The following is a 26056-nucleotide window of genomic DNA, read 5'->3' on the forward strand; positions in this document are numbered from 1 at the left end:
ATACCGCAGGGAGGGCATTTTGTCTGGGGGATGTGGTCAATGAATTTGTCTGCTTCCTGGATGTTCTCTATTCCAGTATCCTTCCGTCCGTGGAGATGGTGACCACCTGCCAGGGAATGAATTTCCCGCTGGCCTTCAGCGCTTCTGTCGCCGCGTGCTCAATGCCTCCGCAGCAGGGCACCTCCATGCGGACAATGGTCAGATCCCGGATATCGTTTTTGGAGATGATCTCGGTCAGCTTCTCCGTGTAGTCCACTCCGTCCAGCTTGGGACAGCCGATCAGGGTGATCCTGCCACGGATAAAATCCTGATGGAAGCCGGCGTAGGCGTAGGCAGTGCAGTCGGCGGCGATGAGAAGCCGGGCGCCGTTGAAATAGGGGGCGCTGACAGGAGCCAGCTTGATCTGCACCGGCCACTGGCGAAGCTGGGAGGGCTGAGACGCGGCACCTGGCTGAGCATTCGCTGTGCCAGAGGGGGTGGGAGCGCTCTCTTTGGGGTGCAGCCTGCGGGACATGCTGCCCGGACAGCCAGCCCCGGGACTGCCGTGAGGCCCGCTGTGCGCTGGATCCGGATTTTCACCCCGCTTTGCGAGATGCTTTTTCACAGCAGCCTCATCATAGGCCGCCGCCTCACGCTCAGTGAAGGAGATGGCACCTGTGGGACAGGCCGGCAGGCAGTCTCCGAGGCCATCGCAGTAGTCGTCCCTCATGAGCCGCGCTTTTCCGTCTACCATCTCAATGGCCCCCTCGTGGCAGGCCCTGGCGCAGAGTCCGCAGCCGTTGCATTTTTCTTCATCAATGTGTATGATTCTTCGTATCATGTATAATCCTCCTTGCATGTGTGGTCTGTACTCTTGCTTTACACAAGCAGTATAGTATAATGGAATAAAATAGTCAGTTGCAAATGCAACAGAAATGAGGAGAAATGGAAAAATATATAAGTATGCTGGTAAATCTGCCTTTTTTTGCCGGCATCTGTCCAAAGGAGATGGGAGTGCTACTCCAGTCTCTGGCCGCGGTGGAGGAGCGCTTTGAAAAAGGGCAGGTTCTTTACCGCCAGGGGGATCGGCTGAACCGCATGGGGATTGTGCTGGAGGGCAGTCTTTCCCTGGAGAGAGAGGATTTTTGGGGCAACAGGAGCATCCTGGCCGTGGTGGAAGCCGGGGAGGTATTCGGGGAGGTCTACGCCTGCCGGAAGGACCGGACCCTCAATATCAATGTGACGGCTCAGACAAATACAAAGGTGCTTCTCCTGGATCTGGAGCCGGTGCTGGAAAGAAGACCGGAAGGAAGAAGACTGAACGGGAAAGCCAGGGGGGATGAGGCGATGAGAGGGATCTACGCAAGGCTGGCAGTCAATCTGGTCCATATTCTGGCGGAGAAGACCTGGTTTATGTCCCACAAGACAGAGTATCTGTCCGGGAGAGGGATCCGGGAGAAGGTGGAGGCCTATCTCTCAGCCCAGGCCCGTCGGGCAGGGGGCAGCCAGTTCGACATTCCATTTAACAGGCAGGAGCTGGCCGATTTTCTCTCTGTTGACAGAAGCGCGCTGTCCAGGGAGCTGGGGAAAATGAAGCGGGAGGGGATACTGGATTACAGAAAAAATCATTTCCGGCTCCTGGCTGCGGGGTGTGAGGCGGACAGGACCGGGGACTGACAGGAGGAACCGGGTGGGCCGGGCAGCGAAAAAGAATACTGGATATATTTCCGTTTTACATGTATAATCTTTATAAAAAGAGATCCGGTGACCGGAAAGGAGAAGCGGGGAAAAGATGAAGAAGGATATTTTAAAATATACCCAGAACAGGGAGCTGTCCTGGCTGAAGTTCAATCAGCGGGTGCTGGAGGAGGCACAGGATCCGTCTGTCCCGCTGCTGGAGAGAATGAAGTTCGTGGCCATCTTTACCAGCAATCTGGACGAGTTTTTCATGATCCGGGTGGGAAGCCTGTTCGATATGGCTGCCACGGATCCGAGGACAGTGGATGCCAGATCCGGCATGACGCCGGCACAGCAGCTGGATAAGATCTACGAGGCGGTGGCCCCTCTCTACAAGGAGCGGGATAAGACCTATGCGGAGATCAAAAAGCAGCTCCATCCTTACGGTGTGTGCGGGCTGGACTACAAGGAGCTGGAGCAGAGTGAGAAGAAATATGTAAAAAAATATTTTAAGGAGCAGGTGCTCCCCATCCTCTCGCCCCAGATCGTGGATGCGGGCCATCCTTTCCCCCATCTTCTCAACAAGGAGCTCTACGTGACGGCCATGCTGAAGAAGGACGGCCGCGGCATGATGGGGATTGTGCCGGTGCCAAACTTTGTGTCTGACATCCTCTATCTGCCGGGACATGACATCCGCTATATCCGGATGGAGAAGGTCATCATGGAGCACCTGGAGCTGGTGTTTGGCCGCTATGAAGTGTCCGAGAGAAACTATATCTGCGTCACAAGAAACGCGGATATCGCGCCGGATGACGAGTCCCTGGAGGTCACGGACGACCTTCGCTATCTGATGAGGCAGACTCTCCACAAGCGCCGCCGTATGGCTGTAGTCCGTCTGGAGATTGCGGAAAAGCTGCAGCCTGATATGGAAAAATATTTCTGCGAGAAATTCAATATCACTAAAAAACAGATTTTTCGCACAAAGATGCCCATGAAGCTGGACTACATGTTTGCCATCAGCGGCAATCTGCCGGACTCCATGAAGCGATCCCTGATCTATCCTCCCTTCTCCCCGCAGCCGGGGCGGCAGGTGGAGGAGGGGAGCATGATGCGGCAGATCCGAAAGCATGATATCCTGCTTTTTTACCCCTATGAGAGTATGGAGCCCTTCCTGCAGCTCATCAAGGAGGCGGCCTACGACCCCTCTGTCATGACTGTCAAGATCACCATTTACCGGCTCGCGAAGAAGGCGAGACTGGTGGAGTACCTGTGTGCCGCCGCTGAGAACGGCAAGGAGGTAACTGTGCTCATTGAGCTGCGGGCCCGGTTTGACGAGCAGAACAACATCGACTGGTCCGAGCGTCTGGAGGAGGCGGGGTGCCGTGTTCTCTACGGCTTTGAAGGCTACAAGGTACACTCCAAGATCTGCCTGATCACCTACCGGCACAGAAATGAGATCCAGTATATCACCCAGATCGGAACGGGAAATTACAATGAAAAGACGGCCGCCATGTACACGGACCTGTCACTGATGACAGCCAACCGTGAGATCGGAGAGGACGCGGCCCTCTTCTTCCAGAATATGTCCATTGGCAATCTGGATGGCATGTACCGGCATCTGATCGTGTCCCCCACCTCTCTCAAGCCAAAGGTTCTGCAGCTCATGGACGGGGAGATCAGGAAAGGCGCCAGGGGGCGCATCATCATGAAGATGAACTCCCTGACAGATGTAGATTTTATCGCCAAGGTAGCCGAGGCGTCCCAGGCCGGAGTGAGGATCGATCTTATCGTCCGGGGAATCTGCTGCATCCTTGCGGGAGTTCCAGGCTACACAGACAATCTGACGGTGACAAGCATTGTGGGAAGATATCTGGAGCATCCCAGGATCTTCTGCTTTGGAACAGGGGCGGATCAGAAGATATACATAGGCTCCGCCGACATGATGACCCGCAACACGGAGAAGAGGGTGGAGGTGGCCTGCCCCGTGCTGGACGATACGGTGCGGCGCCAGATCAGCTACTATGTGGATGTGATGCTGGAGGACAATGTGAAGGCCCGGGTGCTGCAGAGCGACGGAACCTACAAGAAAAAAGCCATCACAGAGCATGCGGTGAACTCTCAGGAGCGCTTTATGAAGGAGGCTGTGCACGCTGCCAGGAGCGCCGGCACTCCCCGGAAAAGGAGAGGGCTGCGGGAGAGGTTTGCCGGACTTTTTAAGAAACAGGACAGGAGATAAGACAGCATTTATGGGAAAATCATTATATATTGCGGAAAAACCGAGTGTTGCCCAGGAGTTTGCCAGGGCGCTTCACCTCCGCACCGGAAGGCATGACGGTTATCTGGAGTCAGATGACGCGGTAGTGACCTGGTGTGTGGGGCATCTGGTGACTATGAGCTATCCGGAGGCCTATGATGAAAAATATAAGCGGTGGAGTCTGGCGACTCTGCCGTTTTTACCGGAGGAGTTCAAGTACGAGGTCATTCCCGGGGTGGCAAAGCAGTACCGCATCGTTTCCTCCCTTCTGAACCGGGAGGACGTGGATACCATTTACGTGTGCACCGACTCCGGACGTGAGGGAGAGTACATCTACCGACTTGTGGAGCAGATGGCCGGCGTGAAGGGGAAAAAGCGCCGCAGAGTGTGGATCGACTCCCAGACCGAGGAGGAGATCCTGCGGGGGATCCGGGAGGCGAAGGATCTGTCCGCTTACGACAACCTTTCCTCCTCCGCCTACCTGCGGGCCAAGGAGGACTACCTGATGGGGATCAATTTTTCCCGGCTCCTTACACTAAAGTATGGAAACAGTATTTCCAATTATCTAAAGACAAAATATACTGTCATATCCGTCGGGCGGGTCATGACCTGCGTCCAGGGCATGGTGGTGCGCCGGGAGCGGGAGATCCGGGAGTTTGTGGAGACCCCCTTCTACCGGGTGGTCAGCACGATCCAGGCAGACAGCTTTGGGGAGAAGGACGCTCCGACGGACAAGGAGAAGAGCGGGGCGGCCTCTTTTGAGGGAGAGTGGCGCGCAGCGGAGGGATCCCGGTATTTCGCCTCCCCCTGTCTCTACAAGGAGAACGGCTTTAAAGAGAAGGAGAAGGCACAGGAGCTGATCGACTATCTTGGCAGCGAGGGCGGCGGACAGAGCTGCAAAATCCTGTCCATTGAGAAGAAAAAGGAGAAAAAGAACCCGCCCCTCCTCTACAATCTGGCGGAGCTGCAGAACGAGTGCTCCAAAAGGTTCAAGATCAGCCCGGACGAGACGCTTCGTATCGTCCAGGAGCTGTACGAGAAGAAGCTGGTCACCTACCCCAGGACAGACGCCAGGGTGCTCTCTACAGCCGTGGCAAAGGAGATCAGCAAAAATCTCAACGGGCTGATGAAATACGGTCCGGCGGTGCCCTTTTTAAATGAGATTGCGGCCATGGGATCCCACAAGGGGCTGGCAAAGACAAGGTATGTCAATGACAAGCAGATCACGGATCACTACGCCATCATTCCCACCGGGCAGGGGCTCTCGGCGCTGAATGGTGTGGCGCATACAGCGAAATCGGTGTATGATATAATTGTGCGCAGATTTTTAAGCATTTTCTATCCCGCGGCTGTGTACCAGAAGGTGTCCATTGTCACAGGCATGAAGGAGGAGCAGTTTTTTTCCAGCTTCCGTGTGCTGGCCGAGGAGGGCTACCTGAAGGTGACGGGAATTCCAGGGCAGAAAGCGGGACAGACAAAGGGAAAGCAGGAGGAGACAGACGGTGAGGCGCCAGCCGGCGCTGACTCCGGGAAGGAGGATCCGGCCGCTCTCTTTGAGGTGGTGAAGGGCCTGAAAAAGGGCATGACACTCCAGGTCTCATCACTGGATATCAAGGAGGGGAAGACCTCCCCGCCCAAGAGGTACAATTCCGGATCCCTTATCCTGGCCATGGAAAACGCCGGACAGCTCATCGAGGACGAGGAGCTGCGGGAGCAGATCAAGAGCTGCGGCATCGGCACCAGCGCCACCAGGGGCGAGATACTGAAAAAGCTGTTTAACAATAAGTACCTGGCCCTGAACAAGAAGACCCAGATCGTGACGCCTACCCTCCAGGGGGAGATGATCTACGATGTGGTGGACCACTCCATCCGCTCCCTTCTCAACCCTGAGCTGACAGCCAGCTGGGAGAAGGGGCTGAACTATGTGGCGGAGGGCGAGATCACGTCAGATGAGTACATGGAGAAGCTGGAGCATTTTATCCGCACAAGGACAGACGGAGTCCTTGGGCTGGGCAACCAATATCAGCTGAGGAGCTGCTACGACAAGGCAGCCGCATATTATAAAACAAAAAATAAAAAGCCGGAAGGCGGAAATGGAGCGAAGAAGAAATGAAAGAACTGACCATCAAAGAGCTTTACACACTGGATGAGACAATCGCAAAGGATATTTTCGAGGGAGCTACCTACCCCTGGGAGGTGCTGCCAAGGATCAAGGACTTTATCCTGGAGCTTGGAAGGAGTCTGCCTGAGGACGAGTATGACAAGGTGGGCGAGGACGTGTGGATCGCAAAGTCTGCGGTGGTGTTTGAGTCTGCCTACATCCACGGGCCGGCCATCATCGGCAAGAACGCCGAGGTGCGCCACTGCGCCTTTATCCGCGGCAATGCCATCGTGGGCGAGGGGGCTGTTGTGGGGAATTCCACAGAGCTCAAGAATGTGATCCTTTTCAATAAGGTGCAGGTGCCCCACTACAATTATGTGGGAGACTCCATCCTCGGATACAAGGCCCACATGGGAGCTGGCTCCATCACCTCCAATGTAAAATCCGACAAGAAGCTGGTGGTGGTGAAGACCCCGGAGGGGAACATCGAGACTGGCCTCAAGAAATTTGGCGCCATGCTGGGCGATGAGGTGGAGGTCGGCTGCGGCACTGTCCTCAACCCGGGCAGCGTGGTGGGAAGCCACAGCAACATCTATCCCCTGTCCTCTGTGAGAGGCTTTGTCCCGGCGGGGAGCATTTACAAAAAGCAGGGAGAGGTTGTTAAGAAGCGGTAAATCAGAGTGAATAAAAGAGGTGGAGTAGTATGTTTTTGCTGATCACAGGCGGAAGCGCAAGCGGAAAGTCCTGGATCGCGCAGGAATTTGCGGGGAAAATGGATAAGGGGCAGTCCACCATCGTGCTGGACTGCGTGGCGGAGACTCTGACGGAAAAGATCAGGACATACCAGGGGGAGGTTCTTCCCCAGCAGCAGATCGTGGAGGAGATCCTCTCTGAGATACACGCGCTGGGAGAGCAGACGGACAATCTGATCGTTGTGACAAATCAGGTGTTTTCCGACGTGCCGGGGACAGATGAGCAGAGGAAATTTATGGAATGTCTCGGCCAGATCAACCTGACGCTGGCAAAGGAGGCGGATCTCTTTGTGGAGGTTGTCTACGGCATCCCTATCTGGAGAAAGCAGAATGATGAAAAGAAGGGGTGGTGGTAAGACGTGATCTTTATTACAGGAGGAAGCTGTCAGGGGAAGGTGGCCTTTGCGAAGGAACAGTTTCCGGAGCGGATCCTTATGCCTGCCTATCAGTTTTCTGTGGAGAAATACGTGAAGGAGGGAAAGGATCCTGTGGAACAGACGGAGGCCATGTTGCAAATGAACCCGGAAGTTGTTATTATTATGAGTGAAATGGGCTGCGGCATGGTGCCGGAGAAGGCGGAGGATCGGATCCTGCGAGAGCAGGTTGGCCGGGTCGGCTGCTATCTGGCGGACATGGCTGACAGAGTATACCGGGTGACAGCCGGCATCGGCGAGCGCATCAAATAGGAAGATACAGGCAGGGCTTTCGCCGTATCAAGGGAAGCCTGTGTACGAAAGAATGGTTTTATGGAGGTACAAGATGAGAGTTGCGATTATAACAGCAAATACGGCAGTTTACAGAGAAAAAGAGGAAGACACTGCAGGAAAAGTGATCAGAAAGCTGATTGAGCAGGCTGGACACACCATCGTGTTCCAGAAGGCTCTGCCCTGTGACAGGACGGTCCTCTCCACTGTCATGCAGAGAATGGCTGACGGACATCTGACAGACCTGATCCTTACGACAGGCGGGGCAGGCTGCAATGCCGGAGACTGCACGCCGGAGGCCACCATGGACGTGGTGGAGAGACCGGTCCTTGGCATACCCGAGGCCATGCGGGCGTACACCATGAAGCTGACAAAAAGATCCATGCTCAACAGGAGCGCCGCCGGCATCAGAGGGGACGTTCTTATTGTCAATCTTCCTGGAAAGGCGGGAGCAGTCAAGCAGTGCCTGGAATATCTTCTGCCGGAGATCACCCATGCGGTGGAAGTGATCCAGAAGGCGCCCAGGGAGTAGAGCGTATATGATGAAGATCACATACATCCAGCACAGCGGGTTCGCGGTGGAGCTGGCGGACAAGGTTCTGATTTTTGATTACTACAAGGGAGAGCTTCCCTCTTTTGAAAGTGACAGGGATGTGTACGTCTTCGTAAGCCACAGGCATTACGATCACTTTCAGAGATCCATTTTCCAGTGGGCGAAAGAGTTTCCCCGCATCACCTACATCCTGTCCGGTGATGTGAAGGAGGCAGTGCCGTCCTCCGCTCCAAAGGAGAAGATACATTTCGTGGGATCAGGAGAGAGGCTGCGGATTGGAGACGGAGAGGGCACATTTCTTGTGGAGACCCTGCGGTCTACAGATGAGGGCGTGGCCTTTGTGGTGGAGACTGAGGGACGGACTATCTATCACGCGGGGGATCTGAACTGGTGGCACTGGGAGGAGGAGACCGACAGGTACAACCAGCTTATGAAGAAGGCCTATCAGAAGGAGATCGGAAAGCTGGAGGGGCTGCACATTGACGCCGCCTTTGTCCCCCTGGACCCAAGGCTTGGGAAGGAGTATTACTGGGGACTGGACTGGTTTATGCGCCATACGGATACAGATATCGTGTTCCCTATGCACATGCAGGGACAGTACGGTCTGTACGAACGGCTGATGGAGGAGAAAACGTCAGTCGGCTACAGAGACAGAGTGGCCCACATCACAGGGGAGGGCCAGGTCTTTACATTTGACAAAATCTGACACGGGAGCTTAAAAATTTATGCAGGTAAGGATATACACAGACGGGGCGGCAAGGGGCAATCCGGACGGACCGGGAGGCTATGGGGCCGTCCTTGAATATGTGGACACAAAGGGGCAGCTCCACACGAGGGAGCTGTCCCAGGGATACAAGAAGACCACCAACAACCGGATGGAGCTGATGGCGGTGATCGCCGCGCTGGAGGCGCTGAACAGGCCCTGCAGTGTGGAGCTCTACTCAGACTCCAAGTATGTGGTGGATGCCTTTAATCAGAACTGGATCGGCGGCTGGCTGAAAAAGGGCTGGAAGAGGGGCAAGAATGAGCCGGTGAAGAATGTGGACCTCTGGCAGCGGCTTTTGAAGGCAAAAGAGCCTCACCAGGTCCGGTTCATCTGGGTGAAGGGCCACGACGGCCATCCCCAGAACGAGAGGTGCGATACCCTGGCCACTACAGCGGCGGACGGGAAGGACCTGATCGAGGATACGGGGCTTGCCAGAAATTCATAATTGTGATAAAATCGAAATTCGTGAGACCAGGTATAACAGGTGATCGCGGCTGCATATGCCGAAAGGCAGCAGGTGAGGAAAGTCCGGGCTTCACAGGGCAGGATGCCGGATAACGTCCGGTGGAGGCAACTCCAAGGCCAGTGCAACAGAAATGTACCGCCGGGATCTTCCCGGTAAGGGTGGAAGGGCAGTGTAAGAGACTACCGCCCTCCTGGTAACAGGAGGGGCACATGTAAACCCCATCCGAAGCAAGACCGGAACGAGACAATGCGGCGGCCCGCCGCGTCTCAGGTTGGTCGCTTGAGCCTGCCGGTGACGGCAGGCCTAGATAGATGATCACCCAACGACATAACCCGGCTTATCGTTATGCCTGGTTTTACACAATTACGACAATTGTTAATTCCAGACGTAACACTTTTAAAAAGTATTACGTCTGGAATTCATATAACTGGTGTATAAATGTGTACGACTATGAGAAAAAAGACTGCGTTTGCAGTCTTTTTTTGTTGATAACACACAATATATTATGATACAAATTTCACAAAAATCGGGGGCGGATTATAGTAAAGATGACGATTGACAAAATTATAACGATGAGATATAGTTATAACAACGATTAGACTAAAGTTCAAACGATGGTTTATACAGCAGAAACATGTACAGGAGAGTGCGATGAAAAATATAACAAACATACAGAAGTTTTCCATCCACGACGGCGACGGGATACGGACGACAGTTTTTTTCAAGGGGTGTCCGCTGAAATGCGAGTGGTGCCATAACCCGGAGACCCAGAGATTTGAAAAGGAAATGCAGGTAGACAGGGAAAAATGCACAGGGTGCGGCACCTGTCAGGCCGTCTGTCCGGCAGGTGCGGTACATATGGAGGAAGGGCAGCCTGTCCTGGAAGCGGAAGCCTGTACACTCTGCGGGAAATGTGTGAATTTCTGCCCGGCAGGGATCCGGGAGATCGTGGGGCAGGAGTATTCAGTCAAAGATCTGGTAGGAGAGCTGATGAAGGATCAGATGTTTTACGAGGAGTCCGGCGGCGGGGTGACCTTTTCCGGCGGAGAGGTCATGGCCATGGATATGGACTTTATCCTTGCGGCGGCAAAAGAGCTGAAGAAGCAGGATGTGTCCCTCACCATAGATACCTGCGGCTATGTGCCCTACGAGAGATTTCAGGAAATCCTCCCCTATGTGGACACCTTCCTCTACGATGTGAAGGTGATGGATCCGGAGCTCCATAAAAAATATATCGGAACTGACAACAGGCTGATTCTTGACAACCTGGTCCGCCTTGCGCGGGACGGGGCGAGGATTTACATACGAATTCCCACGGTGAAGGAGGTCAATGGGAACGAGCGGAATATGAAGGAGACCATTGCGTTTCTCCAGGAACACGATATCCATCCGGCACAGATCAATCTGCTGCCCTACCACGATACGGGAAGCGGAAAGTACAGAAAGCTGGATATGGAATATAAAGGCACAGATCTGCACGCGCCAGACAGAGAAGAGATGGAAGCGCTGGCAGCGCTCTTTGCAGACGCAGGTTTTAAAAACACCAAAATAGGAGGGTAAAAGGATGGCAAAATTGCGTGGCATGAACGAAAGGATCCAGAAGCTCAGGGAGATCAGCGTGAACACACCGGTTCACATCGATCTTGAGAGGGCGAAGATCGAGACAGATTTCTACAAGGAAAATGACGGGAAATATTCCATTCCGGTTATGCGAGCCATGACGCTGAAGGAGTATTTCTCCAAAAAGACGCTGTACCTTGGAGACGGGGAGCTGATCGTCGGGGAAAAGGGAAAGGATCCCCAGGCATCCCCCACATTTCCGGAGCTGTGCTGCCACAGCGAGGAGGATATGATCGTCATGAGCGAGAGGGAGCTCGTGTCCTTCAAGACGACAGAGGAGGACCGCAAGCTCCAGCGAGAGGAGATCATCCCCTACTGGACAGGGCGCAGCATGAGAGAAAAGCTCCTCTCCAGGATGACCCCGGAGTGGCATGACTGCTACGAGGCTGGCATGTTCACGGAATTTATGGAGCAGAGAGGCCCGGGACATACCTGCGGCGGAGAGCAGGTGTTCACCACCGGCTATATGGAGTACAAAGAGAAGATTAAAAAGACCATGGATGCCCTGGACTACATGAACGATCCGGACGCTGTCGACAAATGTGAGGAGCTCAAGGCCATGGACATTGCCTGCGACGCTGTCATCATCCTGGGTGAGCGCTACCACAGCCTGGCTCTTGAGATGGCGCAGAAGGAGGAGGATGAGACCAGGAAGGCTGAGCTGCTCCAGATCGCTGCCAACCTGGAGGTAGTTCCTGCCCACAGGCCCCAGACCTACTGGCAGGCAATCCAGCTCTACTGGTTCACGCACCTCGCGGTCACAACAGAGCTGAATCCATGGGACGCTTTCAGCCCTGGAAGACTGGATCAGCACCTGTACCCGTACTATGAGAGGGACGTGGAGGCAGGCATCCTGGACGATGAGAAGGCCCTCGAGCTTCTGGAGTGCCTGTGGGTGAAATTCTACAACCAGCCGGCGCCTGTAAAGGTGGGTATCACGCTGAAGGAGAGCGCTACCTACACGGATTTTGCCAATATCAACACTGGCGGCGTGACGCCTGACGGCCGCAATGGAGTCAATAATGTCAGCTATCTGATCCTGGACTGCATGGACGAGATGAAGCTGGTGCAGCCCAACTCCAATGTGACTATCAGCAAGAAGACGCCCGCCAAATTCCTGAAGAGAGCCTGCGAGATTTCAAGGAAGGGCTGGGGACAGCCCGCCTTCTACAACACGGAGGCCCAGATTATGGAGCTTGTCAATGCCGGCAAGAAGCTGGAGGACGCCAGAAGGGGCGGCTCCTCGGGGTGCGTGGAGACAGGTGCCTGGGGAAGCGAAGCCTACATCCTGACCGGATACCTGAATATTCCCAAGGTGTTCCAGCTCACGCTGTTCAACGGCTTTGACCAGTACAGCGGAAAGCAGATCGGTCTGAAGCTGGGCTATGCCAGGGATTTCAAGACCTACGACGAGCTCTGGGATGCCTTCAAGAAGCAGCTGGAGTATATCGTGGACGTAAAGATACGAGGCAACAATGTGATTGAGGAGCTGTACGCCAAGGAGATGCCGGCCCCCTGTCTGTCTGTTGTGACAAACGACTGCATCTCCAACGCGAAGGACTACAATGCAGGCGGCGCCAGATACAACACAAACTACATCCAGGGCGTGGGAATCGGCACAGTCACCGACTGTATCGCAGCTGTAAAATACAATGTCTACGACAAGAAAAACTTTACCATGGAGGAGCTCATTGAGGCCATGGAGCACGACTATGAGGGCTATGACGCCATTTACCGCATGGTTCATGACAGGACTCCGAAATACGGCAATGATGACGACTACGCGGACAGCATCATGCAGGATGTGTTTGAGCTCTACAGGAGCACCATCACAGGCCGCCCGAACATGAAGGGCGGAAAGTACGGCGTAGATATGCTGCCCACAACCTGCCATGTGTACTTTGGGGATGTGATCCTGGCAACACCCAATGGCAGAAAGGCCCACAAGCCTGTATCAGAGGGCATTTCTCCGGAGAAATCCGCAGACACCAACGGCCCCACAGCTGTGATCAAATCCTGCTCCAAGATGGATCATCTGGCGACCGCGGGCACGCTTCTGAACCAGAAGTTTACGCCTGACGTGGTGGCCGGCGAGGAGGGCCTGAACAATATGGCCAGCCTGATCCGGTCCTACTTCGCCATGGACGGACATCACATCCAGTTTAACGTGGTGGACCGCCAGACCCTCATCAATGCCCAGAAGCATCCGGAGGACTATAAAGACCTGATCGTCCGGGTGGCGGGATACAGCGATTTCTTCCGCAATCTGGATAAGCCTCTGCAGGACGAGATCATCAACCGCACGGAGCAGTCCTTTAATTAAGAGTCGAATTGACATTGACAAAATTTGATATTCTGCTATATTATCAAACTAAGGCAAGGAAGTCTGAAATAAATCAGACCAACTTGCCTTTTTTGTTTTATAAAAAAGTCGGCGTGTATTTTTGAGATAATCGCTTGAACACGCTGGAAATTGCGCCACAATAGCGGTGGCCTTGCGCTAAGGATAACGGCCTGAAATGGCCGGCTACAGGAGAAGGATGCAGTTGAGAGAGATGAGCCGGGACAGACAGATTGTGGAAAAGGATATGGAGACCTTATACCTGGGAAACTTAAAGACTGTGGAGTCTGACCTGACGCTGCCGGATAAGGGAGCGCAGGGATCGGATATCCGATGGAGCTCCGGGGAGGAGAGATTTCTCACCAGTTCAGGGAAGGTGACCAGACCTCTGCCCGGGATGGGCAACAGAGAGGTAACGCTGACCGGGACGTTTGCCTTCGGAGAGATCCGGGAGAAGAAAGAGTACAAGGATAGGAACCTACATGTGGCACGGAGGAGCCCACCATATCGGGTTTGATGTCCACGATGTAGTGAAGCAGCCGGATGAGGTTGCGCCCGGAATGGTATTCTGCATTGACGTGGGCATCTATCACGAGGAGTGGGGCATCGGCTTCCGACTGGAGGACAACTGCCTGGTGACAGAGGATGGATGTGAAAATCTGTCCCGTGACATTCCAAGGACGACAGAGGACATAGAAGCGGTCATGAACTAGGGAAATCTATTCTCCGGGCTCTGCGGTATCCTGCTTCATCAGCGCGCAGTCCATGCCGGTAGTAAAGTGGTCGTCCCTGAGGATGGCGTAGGCATTTTCATAATCGCCGGCGCGCATAAGCTCCACCATCTTTTTCAGGTTTTCATTGGTGCGGTCAATGTCCATGCCGTTCCTGACAGAGAACTGGCCCATGCGGATCAGCTCTGACAGATTGTTCTCGTATATCCTGTCAACCCGGCTGTTTTCCAGCACGCTGACGATTTCCATATGCATGGCTGTGTCGGCCACCTCCCAGGCGTAGATGTCGGAGGCGGCGGCACACATGCGCACCACCTTTTCCTCGATGCGGAAGGAGTACTCCTCATTTCTGCCGGAGGTAAAGATGAGCCGGAAGGCGGCTCCCTCCAGAAGCTCCCGGAGCTGGTAGATCTCCCGGATGTCTTTTTCTGTGATTTCTTTTACTGTCATGGATTTATAGTAGTCTGTGACGATGAGCCCCTCTGTCTGCAGCATCCGGATGGCTGTGCGGACGGGACTGCGGCTCATGCCCAGATCCCGGGCCAGCCGGCTCTCCGTCAGAGTCATGCCCGGCGGGTAGGTCATATTCAGTATATTCGTCTTGATCGTCTCATAGGCCTGGTCGGCAAGAGAGACACTCTTTTCTTTCTGCGGCATGAAAATCCAACTCCTTGTATTAAGATCATTTGTATACAAATTATAACGTGAAAAAAAGCGACAGGCAATAGCTCTTTTCCTTGACAGAGGGAATAGGGGATGGTATATTATAAACAAAATTGTATACAAATTTAAATAATGTATACAAACAAGAGGAGGATATAAGGATGAAACTTGGATTTATCGGGACAGGAAATATGGCTACCGCTATGATGGGAGGGATTATTGAAAATCACATCGCTTCCCCGGAGGAGATCATCGGCGCGGATCCATTTGCGCCAGGGCGTGAGAGAGTAAAAGAGAAATACGGTATCCGGGTGACTGCGGACAACAATGAGGTCGTGAAAAACGCCGAGGTCGTTATTCTCTCTGTAAAGCCCCAGTTTTATGCGGACGTGATCGCGGGGATCAGAGACGATGTGACGGACAGCCACCTGATCATCACCATTGCGCCCGGAAAGACGCTGTCCTGGCTGGCGGATCAGTTCCAGAAGCCGGTGAAGATCGTGCGCACCATGCCGAACACGCCGGCCATGGTGGGAGAGGGCATGACAGGAGCCTGCAAAAACGCCTATGTGACAGATGAGGATATGGAGAAGGCACTCTCCATCCTGAACGGATTTGGCAAGGCGGAGCTGATCCCAGAGCAAATGATGGACGCCGTCGTGGCGGTCAGCGGAAGTTCACCGGCCTATGTGTTCGTGATGATCGAGGCCATGGCGGACGCGGCCGTATCCGGCGGAATTCCCAGAAGCCAGGCTTACAAATTCGCGGCGCAGGCTGTGCTGGGAAGCGCGAAGATGGTGCTCGAGACTGGCAAGCATCCGGGTGAGCTGAAGGATATGGTGTGCTCACCGGCCGGGACGACCATCGAGGCGGTCCGCGTGTTGGAGGAGAAGGGCTTTAGGAGCGCCATCATCGAGGCTATGAAAAAATGTGAGGAGATATCTAAAAGTCTGTAAGAGCAGTGTCTGTGGAAGCTCACGGCAGCAGGGCGGAGGTTTTCGTTTTCCTCCGCCTTTTTTTGTGCTAAAATAGAAAAGTATATAATAATGAATGAAATAGGTGACAAAGCTATGGAGAAGACAGAAGAAAAGAGAAGTGTGAAGAGCAGGATCATCTCGGCTGCCTGGGAGCTGTTCCGCGACAAGGGCTTTGGCCGGACGACTGTAGATGACATTATTGAGAAATCCGGGACATCCAAGGGCTCCTTTTACTACTATTTCAGCGCAAAGGACGAGCTGCTGAACACGCTGGCGGAAATGCTGGACGACTACTACGGGGATCTGGAAAGGAAGCTGGAGCCCGGGACAGACTGCTTTGAGAAGCTCCTGTATCTGAACAGGGAGGTCCATGCCATGATGGAGGAAAACATCAGCATGGAGCTTCTGGCCTCTCTCTATTCCACCCAGCTGGTGGCACAGGGGGAAAGCCAGCTTTTAAATGAGAACCGGAAATACTACAAGCTGATCTCCGGGATCGTGGAGGAGGGACAGAAGAAGGGAGAAATCCGCGCGGATGTGCCTATCCGCACAGTCGTGAAATACTACGCCATGTGCGAGAGAGCGCTTGTGACCGAGTGGTGCCTTGGGAAGGGGGACTACTCGCTGGGAGAGTACAGCAAGGAGTATTTTCCCGTCATGATGGAGCACTTCAGAGGGAAAAGCAATTCCTGAAGACGCAGGAAAATAGGAAGAGAAAAACAGGGACAGATGCGGCTTGTGCCATATCTGTCCCTGTTTTGTCCAGGGCTGTCTGAAGGCTTTCCTATTTGGGCCTTCTCTCATATTTTTCTTCACAGTACATGCACCGGTAGATCTCATTCTCCGGGTCGGTCAGGACGAATACGTGATCCAGCTCCTGCTCGATGGAGGTGATGCACCTGGGGTTCTTGCACTTGATGACATTTTTGATCTTCTTGGGCAGATGGAGAGCTTTCTTCTCGATGATCTGCTCATCCTTGATGATGTTGATAGTGATGTTGTGGTCAATAAAGCCGAGAATATCCAGATTCATAAAGTCGATGGGGCACTCGATCTTCATGATGTCCTTTTTCCCCATCTTGCTGCTCTTGGCGTTCTTGATGATGGCCACGCAGCAGTCCAGCTGGTCCAGGTGGAGATATTTGTAGATATCCATGCTGCGGCCGGCCTGTATGTGGTCCAGAACAAAGCCCTCGGAAATGCGTCCAACATTCAATGTATTCTTAACCATGCTTCCTCCTCCTACACTTCAATTTCCAGCAGTGTCAAAATGAGAGCCATGCGCACGTACACGCCGTACTGCATCTGCTTGAAATAGGCGGCTCTCGGGTCGTCGTCCACCTCCGTGGAGATCTCGTTGACACGGGGCAGCGGATGGAGCACGTACATGTCATCCTTTGCCAGCTTCATTTTCTTTGCGTCCAGGATGTAGAAATCCTTCATGCGCACATAGTCCTCCTCGTTGAAGAAGCGCTCCTTCTGCACGCGGGTCATGTAGAGAAGATCCAGATTTGGAAGAGCCTCCTCCAGGCGGACGACCTCCTCGTAGGGAACCTGATTTTTCTCCAGCACATCGTGGCGGATGTAGCCGGGAAGTCTCAGCTCCTCCGGTGAGATCAGCACAAACTTCATGCCCGGATAGCGCACCAGCGCGTGGATCAGCGAGTGGACCGTGCGGCCGAATTTCAGGTCTCCGCACAGGCCGATAGTCATATTGCCTAAGTGTCCCTTTAAAGACCGGATGGTCATCAGGTCTGTCAGGGTCTGGGTGGGGTGCTGATGTCCTCCGTCTCCGGCGTTGATGACCGGGATGGAGGAGTGCTGGCAGGCTACCATGGGAGCGCCCTCCTTGGGATGGCGCATAGCGCAGATGTCCGCGTAGCAGGAGATGGTGCGGATAGTGTCTGACACGCTCTCGCCCTTTGCGGCGGAGCTGGAGTCAGCGGAGGAAAATCCCATGATGCTGCCTCCTAAGTTCAGCATGGCAGCCTCGTGGCTTAAACGCGTTCTCGTGCTTGGCTCGTAGAACAGTGTGGCCAGCTTTTTCCCCTCGCAGGCGTGGGCGTACTTTTTCGGGTTTGCCTCAATATCCTCTGCCAGGTCCAGCAATTTATCCAGCTCTTCCACTGAAAAATCAAGTGGACTCATTAAATGTCTCATAAAAACCTCCTTCGTGTTCGTGTGCCTTCTCTTGCAGGCACTGTGAAAATTAACGGTAAGTCAGCAGCTCGTCCACGCTCTTTCGCTTCGGCGCCTCGGGCTCGACGTCCGGATACCCTACCGCGATCAGTGCCCCAAGCTCACGGTCAGCGGGGATGCCGAGAAGCTCTCCTATGCCGTCCTCGTCAAAAATGCCCATGATCACTGTGCCAAGGCCCTTCTCATGGGCGGCCAGACAGAGAGTCTGGCAGGCAGCTCCCACATCGAACATCTGCCAGCGGTCTTCCTTCTTTGTGGAGAAGGAGCCGTCACGTTCAAAGCCGCTGCGTCCCTTCACAAAGGTGACGGCAAGGAGAAGCGGTGCCTGGCGGATAATATGACTGTTGAATGACGGGGTGAAATCATCGGCAATTTTCGTGAGAATAGAAGTGTATTCGATAGCGATATAGCGTGTAATCTGACTGTTTTTCCAGGAAGGAGAATAGGATGCCGCCTGGATCACTGACTCCAGAAGCTCATGTCCTACAGGATCCGGCTTGAATTTGCGGATACTTCTTCTGCTGAAAATACAATCCATGGTGTTCATACTGTTCGTCCTCCTTTTTAGATCAATCAACCGTACCTACATCATATAATAAATACCAAAGATTTTCAATGTCTGACATGGATTTTGGCGGGGAGTTGTATTATAATACCTTTTAGTATGTGTACAAAAGGAGACAGAAAAATGGCAGAATTAGAGGAATTAAGAGAGCATCTGGCGCAGATCGACAGCCAGATCGCGGAGCTGTATAAAAGCCGGGTGCAGGTGTGCGAGAAGATCGGCGATATCAAGATAGATGCGGGAAAAAAAGTGTTTGACAAGAAGAGGGAGAAGGATCAGCTTGCCAGGATCACCCGGAATGTGGACGATGAATTCCTGCGGCTGGGACTGACAGAGCTCTTTGAGCAGCTCATGTCCCAGAGCCGCAAGATGCAGTACCAGATGCTGACAAAGAAGGGAGCCCTGGGGAGACTGCCCTTTATCGGCGTGGACAAGCTGGACTATGAACACTCCAGGATCGTCTTCCAGGGGACGGACGGAGCCTACTCCCAGGCCGCCATGTTCGCCTACTTTGGAAAGGATGTGAACAGCTTCCACGTGCAGACCTTCCGGGATGCCATGGAGGCCATCGAGGAGGGCTCGGCGGACTTTGCGGTTCTTCCCATTGAGAATTCTTCCGCCGGAGTGGTGAGCGAGGTCTACGACCTGCTGGTGGAATTTGAAAACTACATCGTAGGGGAGATCATCCTTCCCATCGACCACGCCCTGGCCAGCGTGGAGGGGGCGACTCTCGACACGATCAAGACGGTCTACTCGCACCCTCAGGCGCTGATGCAGAGCTCCAAATACCTGGACGACCAGCCTGGGTGGCAGAGGATCAGCGCCCCCAACACGGCAGTGGCGGCGAAAAAAGTGCTGGAGGACGGAGATATCACCCAGGCGGCCATCTGCAGTGAGCATGCGGCTCAGATTTACGGGCTGAAGATACTGGACCGGAAGATCAACTACAATGACAACAACTCCACCCGGTTCATCATTGTGACCAACCAGAAGATTTTCTTAAAGGATGCCAAAAAGATCAGCATCTGCTTTGAGGTGGATCACTCCAGCGGTTCCCTCTACCATCTGCTGGCACATTTTACCTACAACAACCTGAACATGTCCAAGATCGAGTCCCGCCCGGTGGAGGGACGGACATGGGAGTACCGGTTCTTTGTGGACTTTGAGGGAAACATGGGAGAGGGCGCGGTGAAGAACGCCATCCGGGGCCTGCGGGAGGAGTCCAAGAGCCTGAAGATACTCGGAAATTATTGATGCGGAGGGAGAAACGATATGAGAATACACGAGCTGATCATCTATAAAAATCTGGAGCAGGAGCAGATCCTGAACGACATGACGTTCCTGATGGAAAACTACGACAATGAGTACTACAACCAGGAGGACCTCAAAAGCCTTCTCTTTGAGTGTACGGGAAGCATACTGGAGCTGTGCGTGGATCACGGCTTTGAGGGAAATCTCTGGCACGACTACCTGACCTTCCTTCTGGCAAACGACGAGAACGCCTACAGCACCTCCTGCGAGATCGTGGGGGAGACAGGCGGAAGCATCAACAAGGTGGCGCTCCACGATTTTGAAATCTTCAAGGAGCTGTTTGACTACGACTTCTCAGCCATGGAGGCAGGCCTCGGCGTGGACTGCGTCTCCATGATCCTCACTTACACCGGGTCAGGCACCCACGGCAGCGTGTTCAACGGCCGCATCCGTGACCGGATCTGCGCCCTGGCAAGGAGTCTGGGACAGACGCAGGGGGCGGAGGAGTTCAAGGCCTCTGTGACCCAGTTCTACAAGGAGTTCGGCGTGGGCAAGCTGGGGCTTCACAAGGCCTTCCGGGTAGCTCACGACGAGGAGGGCGTGCACATTGTACCCATTACAAAGATCGCCCACGTGCAGCTGGACGAGCTGGTGGGCTATGAGAGCGCCAAGAAAAAGCTGATCGACAATACGGAGGCCTTTGTGAAGGGCCGCCGGGCCAACAACTGCCTCCTCTTCGGGGATGCGGGAACCGGGAAATCCTCCTCCATCAAGGCTATCCTCAACAAATACTACGACCAGGGACTGCGGATGATCGAGGTGTACAAGCACCAGTTCCAGGACCTCAATGACGTCATCGCCCAGATCAAGAACCGGAACTACAAGTTTATCATTTACATGGACGACCTCTCCTTTGAGGAGTTCGAGATCGAGTATAAATATCTGAAGGCAGTCATCGAGGGCGGGCTGGAGAAAAAGCCGGACAACGTACTCATCTACGCTACCTCCAACCGCCGGCATCTCATCCGGGAGACCTTCCGGGATAAGGAAGAGATGGACGAGGAGCTGCACACAAACGACACGGTGCAGGAGAAGCTATCTCTGGTGGCAAGATTTGGCGTCACCATCTACTTTGGAAAGCCGGCCAAGAAGGAGTTCCAGGAGATCGTCCGTCAGCTGGCAAAGAGAAACGGCATCGAGATGGACGAGGAGCAGCTTCTTCTGGAAGCCAACCGCTGGGAGCTGAACCACGGCGGCATGTCCGGCCGGACAGCTCAGCAGTTTATCGACTACCTGCTTGGGATGGAGTAGACAAACGGAATAGACAGAAAGCAGAAAAGAGGAGGAGCCTTATCGGTTCTTCCTCTTTTTATTCTGTCGCTATTTTACTTCTTCAATTCCGCTGATATCCGAGTCGATGACAAGAGAGTAGTTGGTGTGGTAGATGACAAAGCCGGGCTTTCCGCCGCCGGGCTTTTTCACGTGCTTCTTCTCTATATAATCCACCTCCACCTTGTCGCCTCCCCGGCTCTTTGAGTAGTAGGCGGCCAGCCGACCGGCCTCCTCAAAGGTGCGGTCCGGCAGCTCCTCCCCGCCGGATTTCACGATGACGTGGGAGCCGGGCACCTTCTTGGCGTGGAACCACCAGTCATTTCCCGAGGCGAAGTGGAAGGTCAGCTCCTCGTTCTGGAGATTGTTCTTCCCTACATAGATATGGTAGCCATCGCTGGAGATGTAGTGGAAGGGGCGGCTTGTGATGCGCACCTTCTGTTTGGTACTCCGGCGGCGGATGTAGCCTGTCTGGGTCAGCTCCTCCTTGATCTGGACCAGGTCCTCCTCGGCCCGGGCGATGTCCAGGGCATTGCTGATGGACTCCAGGTACTCGATGTCCTCCCGGGTCTCCTCGATGAGCTGGCTTAATGCCTCAAAGGTGCGCTTCTGCTTGTTGTATTTTGCAAAATAGCGCTGGGCGTTCTCGGCGGGAGTCATGTGCTCATCCAGAGGGATGGTGACCTCCTCGTTGGTGTAGTAGTTGAGGGCGGCAAGCTGCTTCGCGCCCGGCTCCAGTCCGTAGCCGTAGGTGTTGATCAGCTCCCCGTAGACCTTGAATTTGTCCCGGCCTTCTGTGTCCCTTAACTGTCTGGACTGCAGGTCGTATTTCTTCCGGTTCCTCTCCAGAGCAGTCTGGACTACGTGCCGCAGGTCCGCGGACTTCTGCCGGATGCGGGTCAGGGACTCCCGGGAGGAGTAGTAGGTGCGGATCACCTGGGAGATAGAGGGGAATTCCTCTCTCCTGTAGTTGGAGAAATGGCTTAAGGGCAGCGCGGAAAACTCCTTTGGCTCCCTGCCCTCATAGTAGATGGCCGGGGAGAAGTCGCCCAGGCTCACCTGCTCAATGTAGTAGCTGAATTGCCGGTACAGATGGACCAGCATGTCCCCGGAGAGATCCTCGGCCGTCATTCGGGACTCCAGGGCTGCCAGATAACAGATCTCCTCAGCCACCACCGGGCTGATGCCGGTGAAGCTGGTGTACAGGGCCTTGGAGAGGGGGCCGCCCTTTGTCCTGAGAGCGGTGATGAAGTCCTCCTGGGCCACGGTCAGGGGATCCAGCTTGTGCATGGTGTCCGGGATGAAGTAGTCCCGGCCCGGCAGCACCTCCCGGACAGAGCTTGTCTGGGCGGATATATGCTTAATGCTGTCGATGATGCGGTCGCTGTCATCGCAGAAGATGATGTTGCTGTGCTTCCCCATCAGTTCCACAATGAGAGTCTTGCTGCACAGGTCCCCCATCTCGTCCAAGTGCTCGATCTCGAAGCGGATGATGCGCTCCATCTTCGGCTGGCTGATGGATATGATGCGCCCGCTGCCGATGTGCTTGCGCAGCAGCATGCAAAAGCCCGGGGCCTGCATGGGGCTCGTCTTGTTTTCATCAGTGAGATATATAAGAGGAAGGGAGGCGCTGGCACAGATGCACAGCCGCCTCTGACCGGCCGCAGTCTTGACCGTCAGGAGCAGCTCGTCCGCCTCGGGCTGGGCGATCTTGCTGATGCGCCCGCCCTCCAGGGTCTCCTTCAATTCTTTCGTCACAGCTGCTATGGTAATTCCGTCAAAAGCCATATAGATTACAGTCCTTTCTGTCTCAAGTGTTCACAGTGCCAAGTGTTCACAGTATACCACAGAAAGGGAGTTTTGGAAAGTTGACGGGGGAGGGGAAATGAATTATAATAATGCAGTATGAAAAAGCGAAAACGAGGTTGCCAAAATGATAAAGAGTATGACAGGCTTCGGCAGATGTGAGCTCTCAGACGGAGAGCGGAAATTCACAGTGGAGATGAAGGGTGTGAACCACCGCTATCTGGATGTCAACATCCGCATGCCGAAGAAGCTGAATTTTTTTGAGACATCCATCCGCAGTCTTTTGAAGCAGTCCGTATCCAGGGGCAAGGTGGATATTTTCATTACCTATGAGGATCTGTCCGAGGGGCAGGCGGTGCTGAAATACAACGCCTCACTGGCAAAAGAGTACATGGAGAGCCTCAGGGAGATGGAGGAGCAGTTTGGTCTGGAAAATGATGTCCGTGTATCCACTCTCTCCCGGTATCCGGAGGTCCTTACCATGGAGGAGCAGGCGCTGGACGAGGAGGAGATATGGAACTGCCTGAAGAAGGCTATGGAGGGCGCTATCTCCCAGTTTGTGGAGACCCGGACCCTGGAGGGCGAAAATCTCCGCAGAGATATCATTGACAAGCTGGACGGCATGGCGGAGCTGGTGGAATTTATCGAAGTGAGATCTCCTAAGATCATTGCCGAGTACAGGGAAAAGCTGGAGGAGAAGGTGAGGGAGCTCCTTGCCGACACCCAGATTGACGACAGCCGCATCGCCGCGGAGGTAGTCATCTTTGCGGACAAGATCTGCACGGACGAGGAAGTGGTGAGGCTGAAAAGCCACATCAGCCACATGAAGGACGTGCTTCTGTCCGATGAGGCCGGTATAGGAAGAAAGCTGGACTTTATCGCCCAGGAGATGAACAGGGAGGCGAACACCATCCTCTCCAAGGCGAACGACCTGGAGGTCTCCAACAGGGGCATTGACCTGAAGACAGAGATCGAGAAGGTAAGAGAGCAGATACAGAACATAGAGTAGAAATATAAATATAGAAAAAAGATAGAAGAGCGGGGACATGAGCATGAACGAGCAAAAAGGAATTCTGACCGTCATATCCGGTTTCTCCGGGGCGGGAAAGGGAACTGTGCTGAAAAGGCTTCTGACAAAGTACGACAATTACGCCCTTTCCATCTCAGCCACCACGAGAGCTCCCAGAGAGGGGGAGGAGAACGGCAGGGAATATTTTTTCAAAACAAGGGAAGAATTTGAAAAAATGATTGCGAAAGACGAACTGATAGAGTATGCTATGTACGTGAATAATTACTATGGCACGCCTAAGGCGTACGTGCAGGAGCAGCTCTCCCAGGGAAAGGATGTGATCCTGGAGATCGAGGTTCAGGGGGCCCTGAAGATCAAGGAAAGGTTCCCGGATGCCCTCCTTATTTTCATCACACCGCCCAGCGCGGGTGAGCTGAAGAGAAGGCTCACGGACAGAGGGACGGAAGCTCCTGAGGTGGTTGAGGAGAGAATGAGGACAGCGGCCAGGGAGTCCGGCTTCATGGAAGCCTACGACTACATCATTCTCAACGAGAGGGACCGGCTGGAGGAGTGTGTGGATAAGGTCCACGGCGTCATTTCAGCGGAGCACGCAAGAAGTACGCGCAGTCAGGCATTTATTGAACATATGAAAGAGGATTTGAAAGGAGAATAGGAATATGCTGCATCCATCATACACGGATCTGATGAAAGTAGTGAACAAAGACGTGGAGGAGGGCGAGACAAAGGTCGTCAACAGCCGGTATTCCATCGTCATGGCGACAGCCAAGAGAGCCAGACAGCTCATTGACGGCGATGTGCCTCTGGTAAAGACAAAGGACGGCGAGAAGCCGCTCTCCATTGCCATCGATGAACTGAACAGCGGCAAGATCACGATCATCGCAGAGGACTCTGAAGAATAAGCGGACGAAAATGATAAGGCAGATGCTTTTACAAGGTATCTGCCTTTCTGACTGAAAGGAGATAAAGCTATGAATGTGCTTTTTATATCGCTGGGGTGCGACAAGAACCTGGTGGACTCGGAGGTCATGATCGGCCTGCTGGCGGACAGGGGCTACCAGATGACGGACGATGAGACACAGGCAGACGTCATCGTTATCAACACCTGCTGCTTTATCCATGACGCCAAGGAGGAGAGCATCCAGACTATCCTGGAAATGGCGGAGTACAAGAAGACCGGGACCTTAAAGGCCCTCATCGTCACCGGCTGTCTGGCCCAGAGATACCAAAATGAGATCCTGGAGGAGATACCCGAGGTGGACGAGGTGCTGGGCACCACATCCTACGACAAAATAGTGGACGCCATCCAGGAGGCCCTGGAGGGAAAAAGCGGCGTCAGGATAGGGGATATCGACGCCCTGCCCCTGCCTGAGACGAAACGTCTTGTGACCACAGGCGGACATTTCGCCTACCTGAAGATCGCGGAAGGATGCGACAAGCACTGCACCTACTGCATTATCCCGAAGATACGGGGCAATTACCGCAGCGTGCCTATGGAGCGCCTTGTGAAGGAGGCGCAGGCCCTGGCGGAGGACGGCGTGAAGGAGTTGATCCTGGTGGCCCAGGAGACCACCATCTACGGGGTGGACCTGTACGGGGAGAAATCCCTTCACCGGCTGCTCAGGGAGCTGTGTAAGATCAGCGGCATACGGTGGATCCGCATCCTCTACTGCTACCCGGAGGAGATTGATGATAACCTTATCCAGGTCATGAAGGAGGAGCCCAAGATCTGTCACTACCTGGATCTGCCTATCCAGCACGCCAGCACGGAGATCCTTGGCAGAATGGGACGGCGCACATCGAGAGAGGACTTAGAGGAGATCATCGGGAAGCTGAGACGGGAGATACCGGATATTGCCATCCGCACCACTCTAATCACCGGATTTCCCGGGGAGACAAAGGAGCAGCACGAGGAGCTGATGGACTTTGTGGACCAGATGGAATTCGACAGGCTGGGCGTCTTCACCTACTCCCCGGAGGAGGGGACACCGGCGGCCGAGATGGAGGATCAGATCCCGGAGGAAGTAAAGGAGGACCGGCAGGCGGAGCTGATGGAGCTCCAGCAGGAGATCGCCTTTGACCTGGCTGAGGATATGATCGGCCGGGAGGTGCTGGTCATGATCGAGGGAAAGGTGGCCGACGAGAACGCCTACGTGGGCAGGACCTACAAGGACGCCCCGAATGTGGACGGTCTCATTTTCGTAAATACAGATGAGGAACTGATGTCCGGCGATTTTGCCAGAGTGAAAGTCACAGGGGCAGCAGAATACGATTTGATAGGAGAGTTAATGTAAG

Annotated in this window: 27 protein-coding genes and 1 other RNA gene; 22 read left to right on the forward strand and 6 right to left on the reverse strand. The window is 54.1% G+C overall.

Going from position 1 to position 26056, the window contains the following annotated elements; all coding sequences use genetic code 11:
- Positions 1 to 67 precede the first annotated feature (67 nt).
- Complete coding sequence (locus tag NI21_RS0106620) at positions 68 to 820, reverse strand: ATP-binding protein (RefSeq protein ID WP_033125445.1); 753 nt, start codon at positions 818 to 820, stop codon at positions 68 to 70.
- A gap of 104 nt (positions 821 to 924) precedes the next feature.
- On the opposite strand from NI21_RS0106620, the gene NI21_RS0106625 reads away from it, so the two are divergent.
- The 14 genes from NI21_RS0106625 to NI21_RS0106685 all read left to right on the forward strand — a co-directional run bounded on the left by NI21_RS0106625 (position 925) and on the right by NI21_RS0106685 (position 13926).
- The gene (locus NI21_RS0106625; RefSeq protein WP_052083990.1) at positions 925 to 1656 is read left to right on the forward strand and encodes a Crp/Fnr family transcriptional regulator; all 732 of its coding nucleotides are present in this window, start codon (positions 925 to 927) and stop codon (positions 1654 to 1656) included.
- 115 nt (positions 1657 to 1771) lie between these two features.
- Positions 1772 to 3892 carry a polyphosphate kinase 1 gene (ppk1, locus tag NI21_RS0106630; RefSeq protein ID WP_033125446.1) on the forward strand — a complete coding sequence of 707 codons (2121 nt, stop codon included), beginning with the start codon at positions 1772 to 1774 and terminating at the stop codon, positions 3890 to 3892.
- A gap of 10 nt (positions 3893 to 3902) precedes the next feature.
- Positions 3903 to 6023, forward strand: a complete 2121-nt coding sequence (locus NI21_RS0106635) for a DNA topoisomerase (protein ID WP_033125583.1) — start codon at positions 3903 to 3905, stop codon at positions 6021 to 6023.
- A complete protein-coding gene (locus tag NI21_RS0106640) occupies positions 6020 to 6685 on the forward strand; it encodes a UDP-N-acetylglucosamine pyrophosphorylase (RefSeq protein WP_033125447.1) in 666 nt (221 codons plus the stop codon). The genes NI21_RS0106635 and NI21_RS0106640 overlap by 4 nt, the downstream gene beginning before the upstream one ends.
- Positions 6686 to 6714: 29 nt before the next feature.
- Positions 6715 to 7119, forward strand: coding sequence for a bifunctional adenosylcobinamide kinase/adenosylcobinamide-phosphate guanylyltransferase (locus tag NI21_RS0106645; RefSeq protein WP_033125448.1), 405 nt, complete (start codon positions 6715 to 6717; stop codon positions 7117 to 7119).
- A 3-nt stretch (positions 7120 to 7122) separates the two neighbouring features.
- Positions 7123 to 7449: a bifunctional adenosylcobinamide kinase/adenosylcobinamide-phosphate guanylyltransferase gene (locus NI21_RS0106650; RefSeq protein WP_052083991.1), complete on the forward strand. Its 327-nt coding sequence runs from the start codon at positions 7123 to 7125 to the stop codon at positions 7447 to 7449.
- Between the two features lie 73 nt (positions 7450 to 7522).
- Positions 7523 to 7999, forward strand: coding sequence for a molybdenum cofactor biosynthesis protein B (locus NI21_RS0106655; protein ID WP_033125449.1), 477 nt, complete (start codon positions 7523 to 7525; stop codon positions 7997 to 7999).
- Between the two features lie 7 nt (positions 8000 to 8006).
- Complete coding sequence (locus tag NI21_RS0106660) at positions 8007 to 8726, forward strand: MBL fold metallo-hydrolase (protein WP_033125450.1); 720 nt, start codon at positions 8007 to 8009, stop codon at positions 8724 to 8726.
- Positions 8727 to 8745: 19 nt separating this feature from the next.
- Positions 8746 to 9231 (forward strand): ribonuclease HI, encoded by a 486-nt coding sequence (rnhA, locus tag NI21_RS0106665; protein WP_033125451.1) that lies wholly within the window; start codon positions 8746 to 8748, stop codon positions 9229 to 9231.
- A 27-nt stretch (positions 9232 to 9258) separates the two neighbouring features.
- An RNA gene (gene rnpB, locus NI21_RS16090) (RNase P RNA component class A) lies at positions 9259 to 9608 on the forward strand.
- 295 nt (positions 9609 to 9903) lie between these two features.
- Entirely contained in the window at positions 9904 to 10812 is a 909-nt protein-coding gene (locus NI21_RS0106670; RefSeq protein WP_033125452.1) for a trans-4-hydroxy-L-proline dehydratase activase, read from the forward strand.
- 4 nt (positions 10813 to 10816) lie between these two features.
- Positions 10817 to 13195 (forward strand): trans-4-hydroxy-L-proline dehydratase, encoded by a 2379-nt coding sequence (gene hypD / locus NI21_RS0106675; RefSeq protein ID WP_033125453.1) that lies wholly within the window; start codon positions 10817 to 10819, stop codon positions 13193 to 13195.
- A gap of 217 nt (positions 13196 to 13412) precedes the next feature.
- Positions 13413 to 13730 (forward strand): immunoglobulin-like domain-containing protein, encoded by a 318-nt coding sequence (locus NI21_RS0106680; RefSeq protein ID WP_147581171.1) that lies wholly within the window; start codon positions 13413 to 13415, stop codon positions 13728 to 13730.
- Entirely contained in the window at positions 13696 to 13926 is a 231-nt protein-coding gene (locus tag NI21_RS0106685; RefSeq protein ID WP_033125455.1) for a Xaa-Pro peptidase family protein, read from the forward strand. Before NI21_RS0106680 ends, NI21_RS0106685 begins: the two co-directional genes overlap by 35 nt.
- A 6-nt stretch (positions 13927 to 13932) precedes the next feature.
- On the opposite strand, the gene NI21_RS0106690 is transcribed toward NI21_RS0106685, so the two are convergent.
- Positions 13933 to 14601, reverse strand: a complete 669-nt coding sequence (locus NI21_RS0106690; protein WP_033125456.1) for a GntR family transcriptional regulator — start codon at positions 14599 to 14601, stop codon at positions 13933 to 13935.
- A 167-nt stretch (positions 14602 to 14768) separates the two neighbouring features.
- On the opposite strand from NI21_RS0106690, the gene proC reads away from it, so the two are divergent.
- Together proC and NI21_RS0106700 are read left to right on the forward strand one after the other, a co-directional pair.
- The gene (gene proC / locus NI21_RS0106695; RefSeq protein WP_033125457.1) at positions 14769 to 15563 is read left to right on the forward strand and encodes a pyrroline-5-carboxylate reductase; all 795 of its coding nucleotides are present in this window, start codon (positions 14769 to 14771) and stop codon (positions 15561 to 15563) included.
- Between the two features lie 114 nt (positions 15564 to 15677).
- Positions 15678 to 16277 carry a TetR/AcrR family transcriptional regulator gene (locus NI21_RS0106700; RefSeq protein WP_033125458.1) on the forward strand — a complete coding sequence of 200 codons (600 nt, stop codon included), beginning with the start codon at positions 15678 to 15680 and terminating at the stop codon, positions 16275 to 16277.
- 91 nt (positions 16278 to 16368) lie between these two features.
- Here NI21_RS0106700 and NI21_RS0106705 read toward each other — a convergent pair whose 3' ends face one another.
- The 3 genes from NI21_RS0106705 to NI21_RS0106715 are packed head-to-tail and all read right to left on the reverse strand — an operon-like array spanning position 16369 to position 18330.
- Complete coding sequence (locus NI21_RS0106705) at positions 16369 to 16815, reverse strand: aspartate carbamoyltransferase regulatory subunit (protein WP_033125459.1); 447 nt, start codon at positions 16813 to 16815, stop codon at positions 16369 to 16371.
- 11 nt (positions 16816 to 16826) lie between these two features.
- Positions 16827 to 17744: an aspartate carbamoyltransferase gene (gene pyrB, locus NI21_RS0106710; RefSeq protein ID WP_033125460.1), complete on the reverse strand. Its 918-nt coding sequence runs from the start codon at positions 17742 to 17744 to the stop codon at positions 16827 to 16829.
- A gap of 49 nt (positions 17745 to 17793) precedes the next feature.
- Positions 17794 to 18330 carry a nitroreductase family protein gene (locus NI21_RS0106715; RefSeq protein WP_033125461.1) on the reverse strand — a complete coding sequence of 179 codons (537 nt, stop codon included), beginning with the start codon at positions 18328 to 18330 and terminating at the stop codon, positions 17794 to 17796.
- 141 nt (positions 18331 to 18471) lie between these two features.
- Between NI21_RS0106715 and pheA the strand changes: the two genes are divergently transcribed.
- Both pheA and NI21_RS0106725 read left to right on the forward strand, forming a co-directional pair.
- On the forward strand, positions 18472 to 19602 hold the full coding sequence (pheA, locus tag NI21_RS0106720) for a prephenate dehydratase (protein WP_033125462.1): 1131 nt from the start codon (positions 18472 to 18474) through the stop codon (positions 19600 to 19602).
- Positions 19603 to 19620: 18 nt separating this feature from the next.
- Positions 19621 to 20910, forward strand: coding sequence for an ATP-binding protein (locus tag NI21_RS0106725; RefSeq protein WP_033125463.1), 1290 nt, complete (start codon positions 19621 to 19623; stop codon positions 20908 to 20910).
- A gap of 69 nt (positions 20911 to 20979) precedes the next feature.
- On the opposite strand, the gene NI21_RS0106730 is transcribed toward NI21_RS0106725, so the two are convergent.
- On the reverse strand, positions 20980 to 22716 hold the full coding sequence (locus NI21_RS0106730; RefSeq protein ID WP_033125464.1) for an NFACT family protein: 1737 nt from the start codon (positions 22714 to 22716) through the stop codon (positions 20980 to 20982).
- Positions 22717 to 22861: 145 nt separating this feature from the next.
- On the opposite strand from NI21_RS0106730, the gene NI21_RS0106735 reads away from it, so the two are divergent.
- The 4 genes from NI21_RS0106735 (at position 22862) to rimO (ending at position 26055) form a co-directional block, all read left to right on the forward strand.
- Positions 22862 to 23743 carry a YicC/YloC family endoribonuclease gene (locus NI21_RS0106735; protein ID WP_033125465.1) on the forward strand — a complete coding sequence of 294 codons (882 nt, stop codon included), beginning with the start codon at positions 22862 to 22864 and terminating at the stop codon, positions 23741 to 23743.
- A 37-nt stretch (positions 23744 to 23780) separates the two neighbouring features.
- Positions 23781 to 24416, forward strand: a complete 636-nt coding sequence (gmk, locus tag NI21_RS0106740) for a guanylate kinase (protein ID WP_330635862.1) — start codon at positions 23781 to 23783, stop codon at positions 24414 to 24416.
- Between the two features lie 4 nt (positions 24417 to 24420).
- Positions 24421 to 24663: a DNA-directed RNA polymerase subunit omega gene (gene rpoZ / locus NI21_RS0106745; RefSeq protein ID WP_033125466.1), complete on the forward strand. Its 243-nt coding sequence runs from the start codon at positions 24421 to 24423 to the stop codon at positions 24661 to 24663.
- A 69-nt stretch (positions 24664 to 24732) separates the two neighbouring features.
- Complete coding sequence (rimO, locus tag NI21_RS0106750; RefSeq protein ID WP_033125467.1) at positions 24733 to 26055, forward strand: 30S ribosomal protein S12 methylthiotransferase RimO; 1323 nt, start codon at positions 24733 to 24735, stop codon at positions 26053 to 26055.
- The last annotated feature ends 1 nt before the right edge of the window (position 26056 follow it).

This window comes from Eubacterium sp. ER2 (genome assembly GCF_000765215.1).
GTDB classification, from domain to species: domain Bacteria; phylum Bacillota; class Clostridia; order Lachnospirales; family Lachnospiraceae; genus Claveliimonas; species Claveliimonas intestinigallinarum.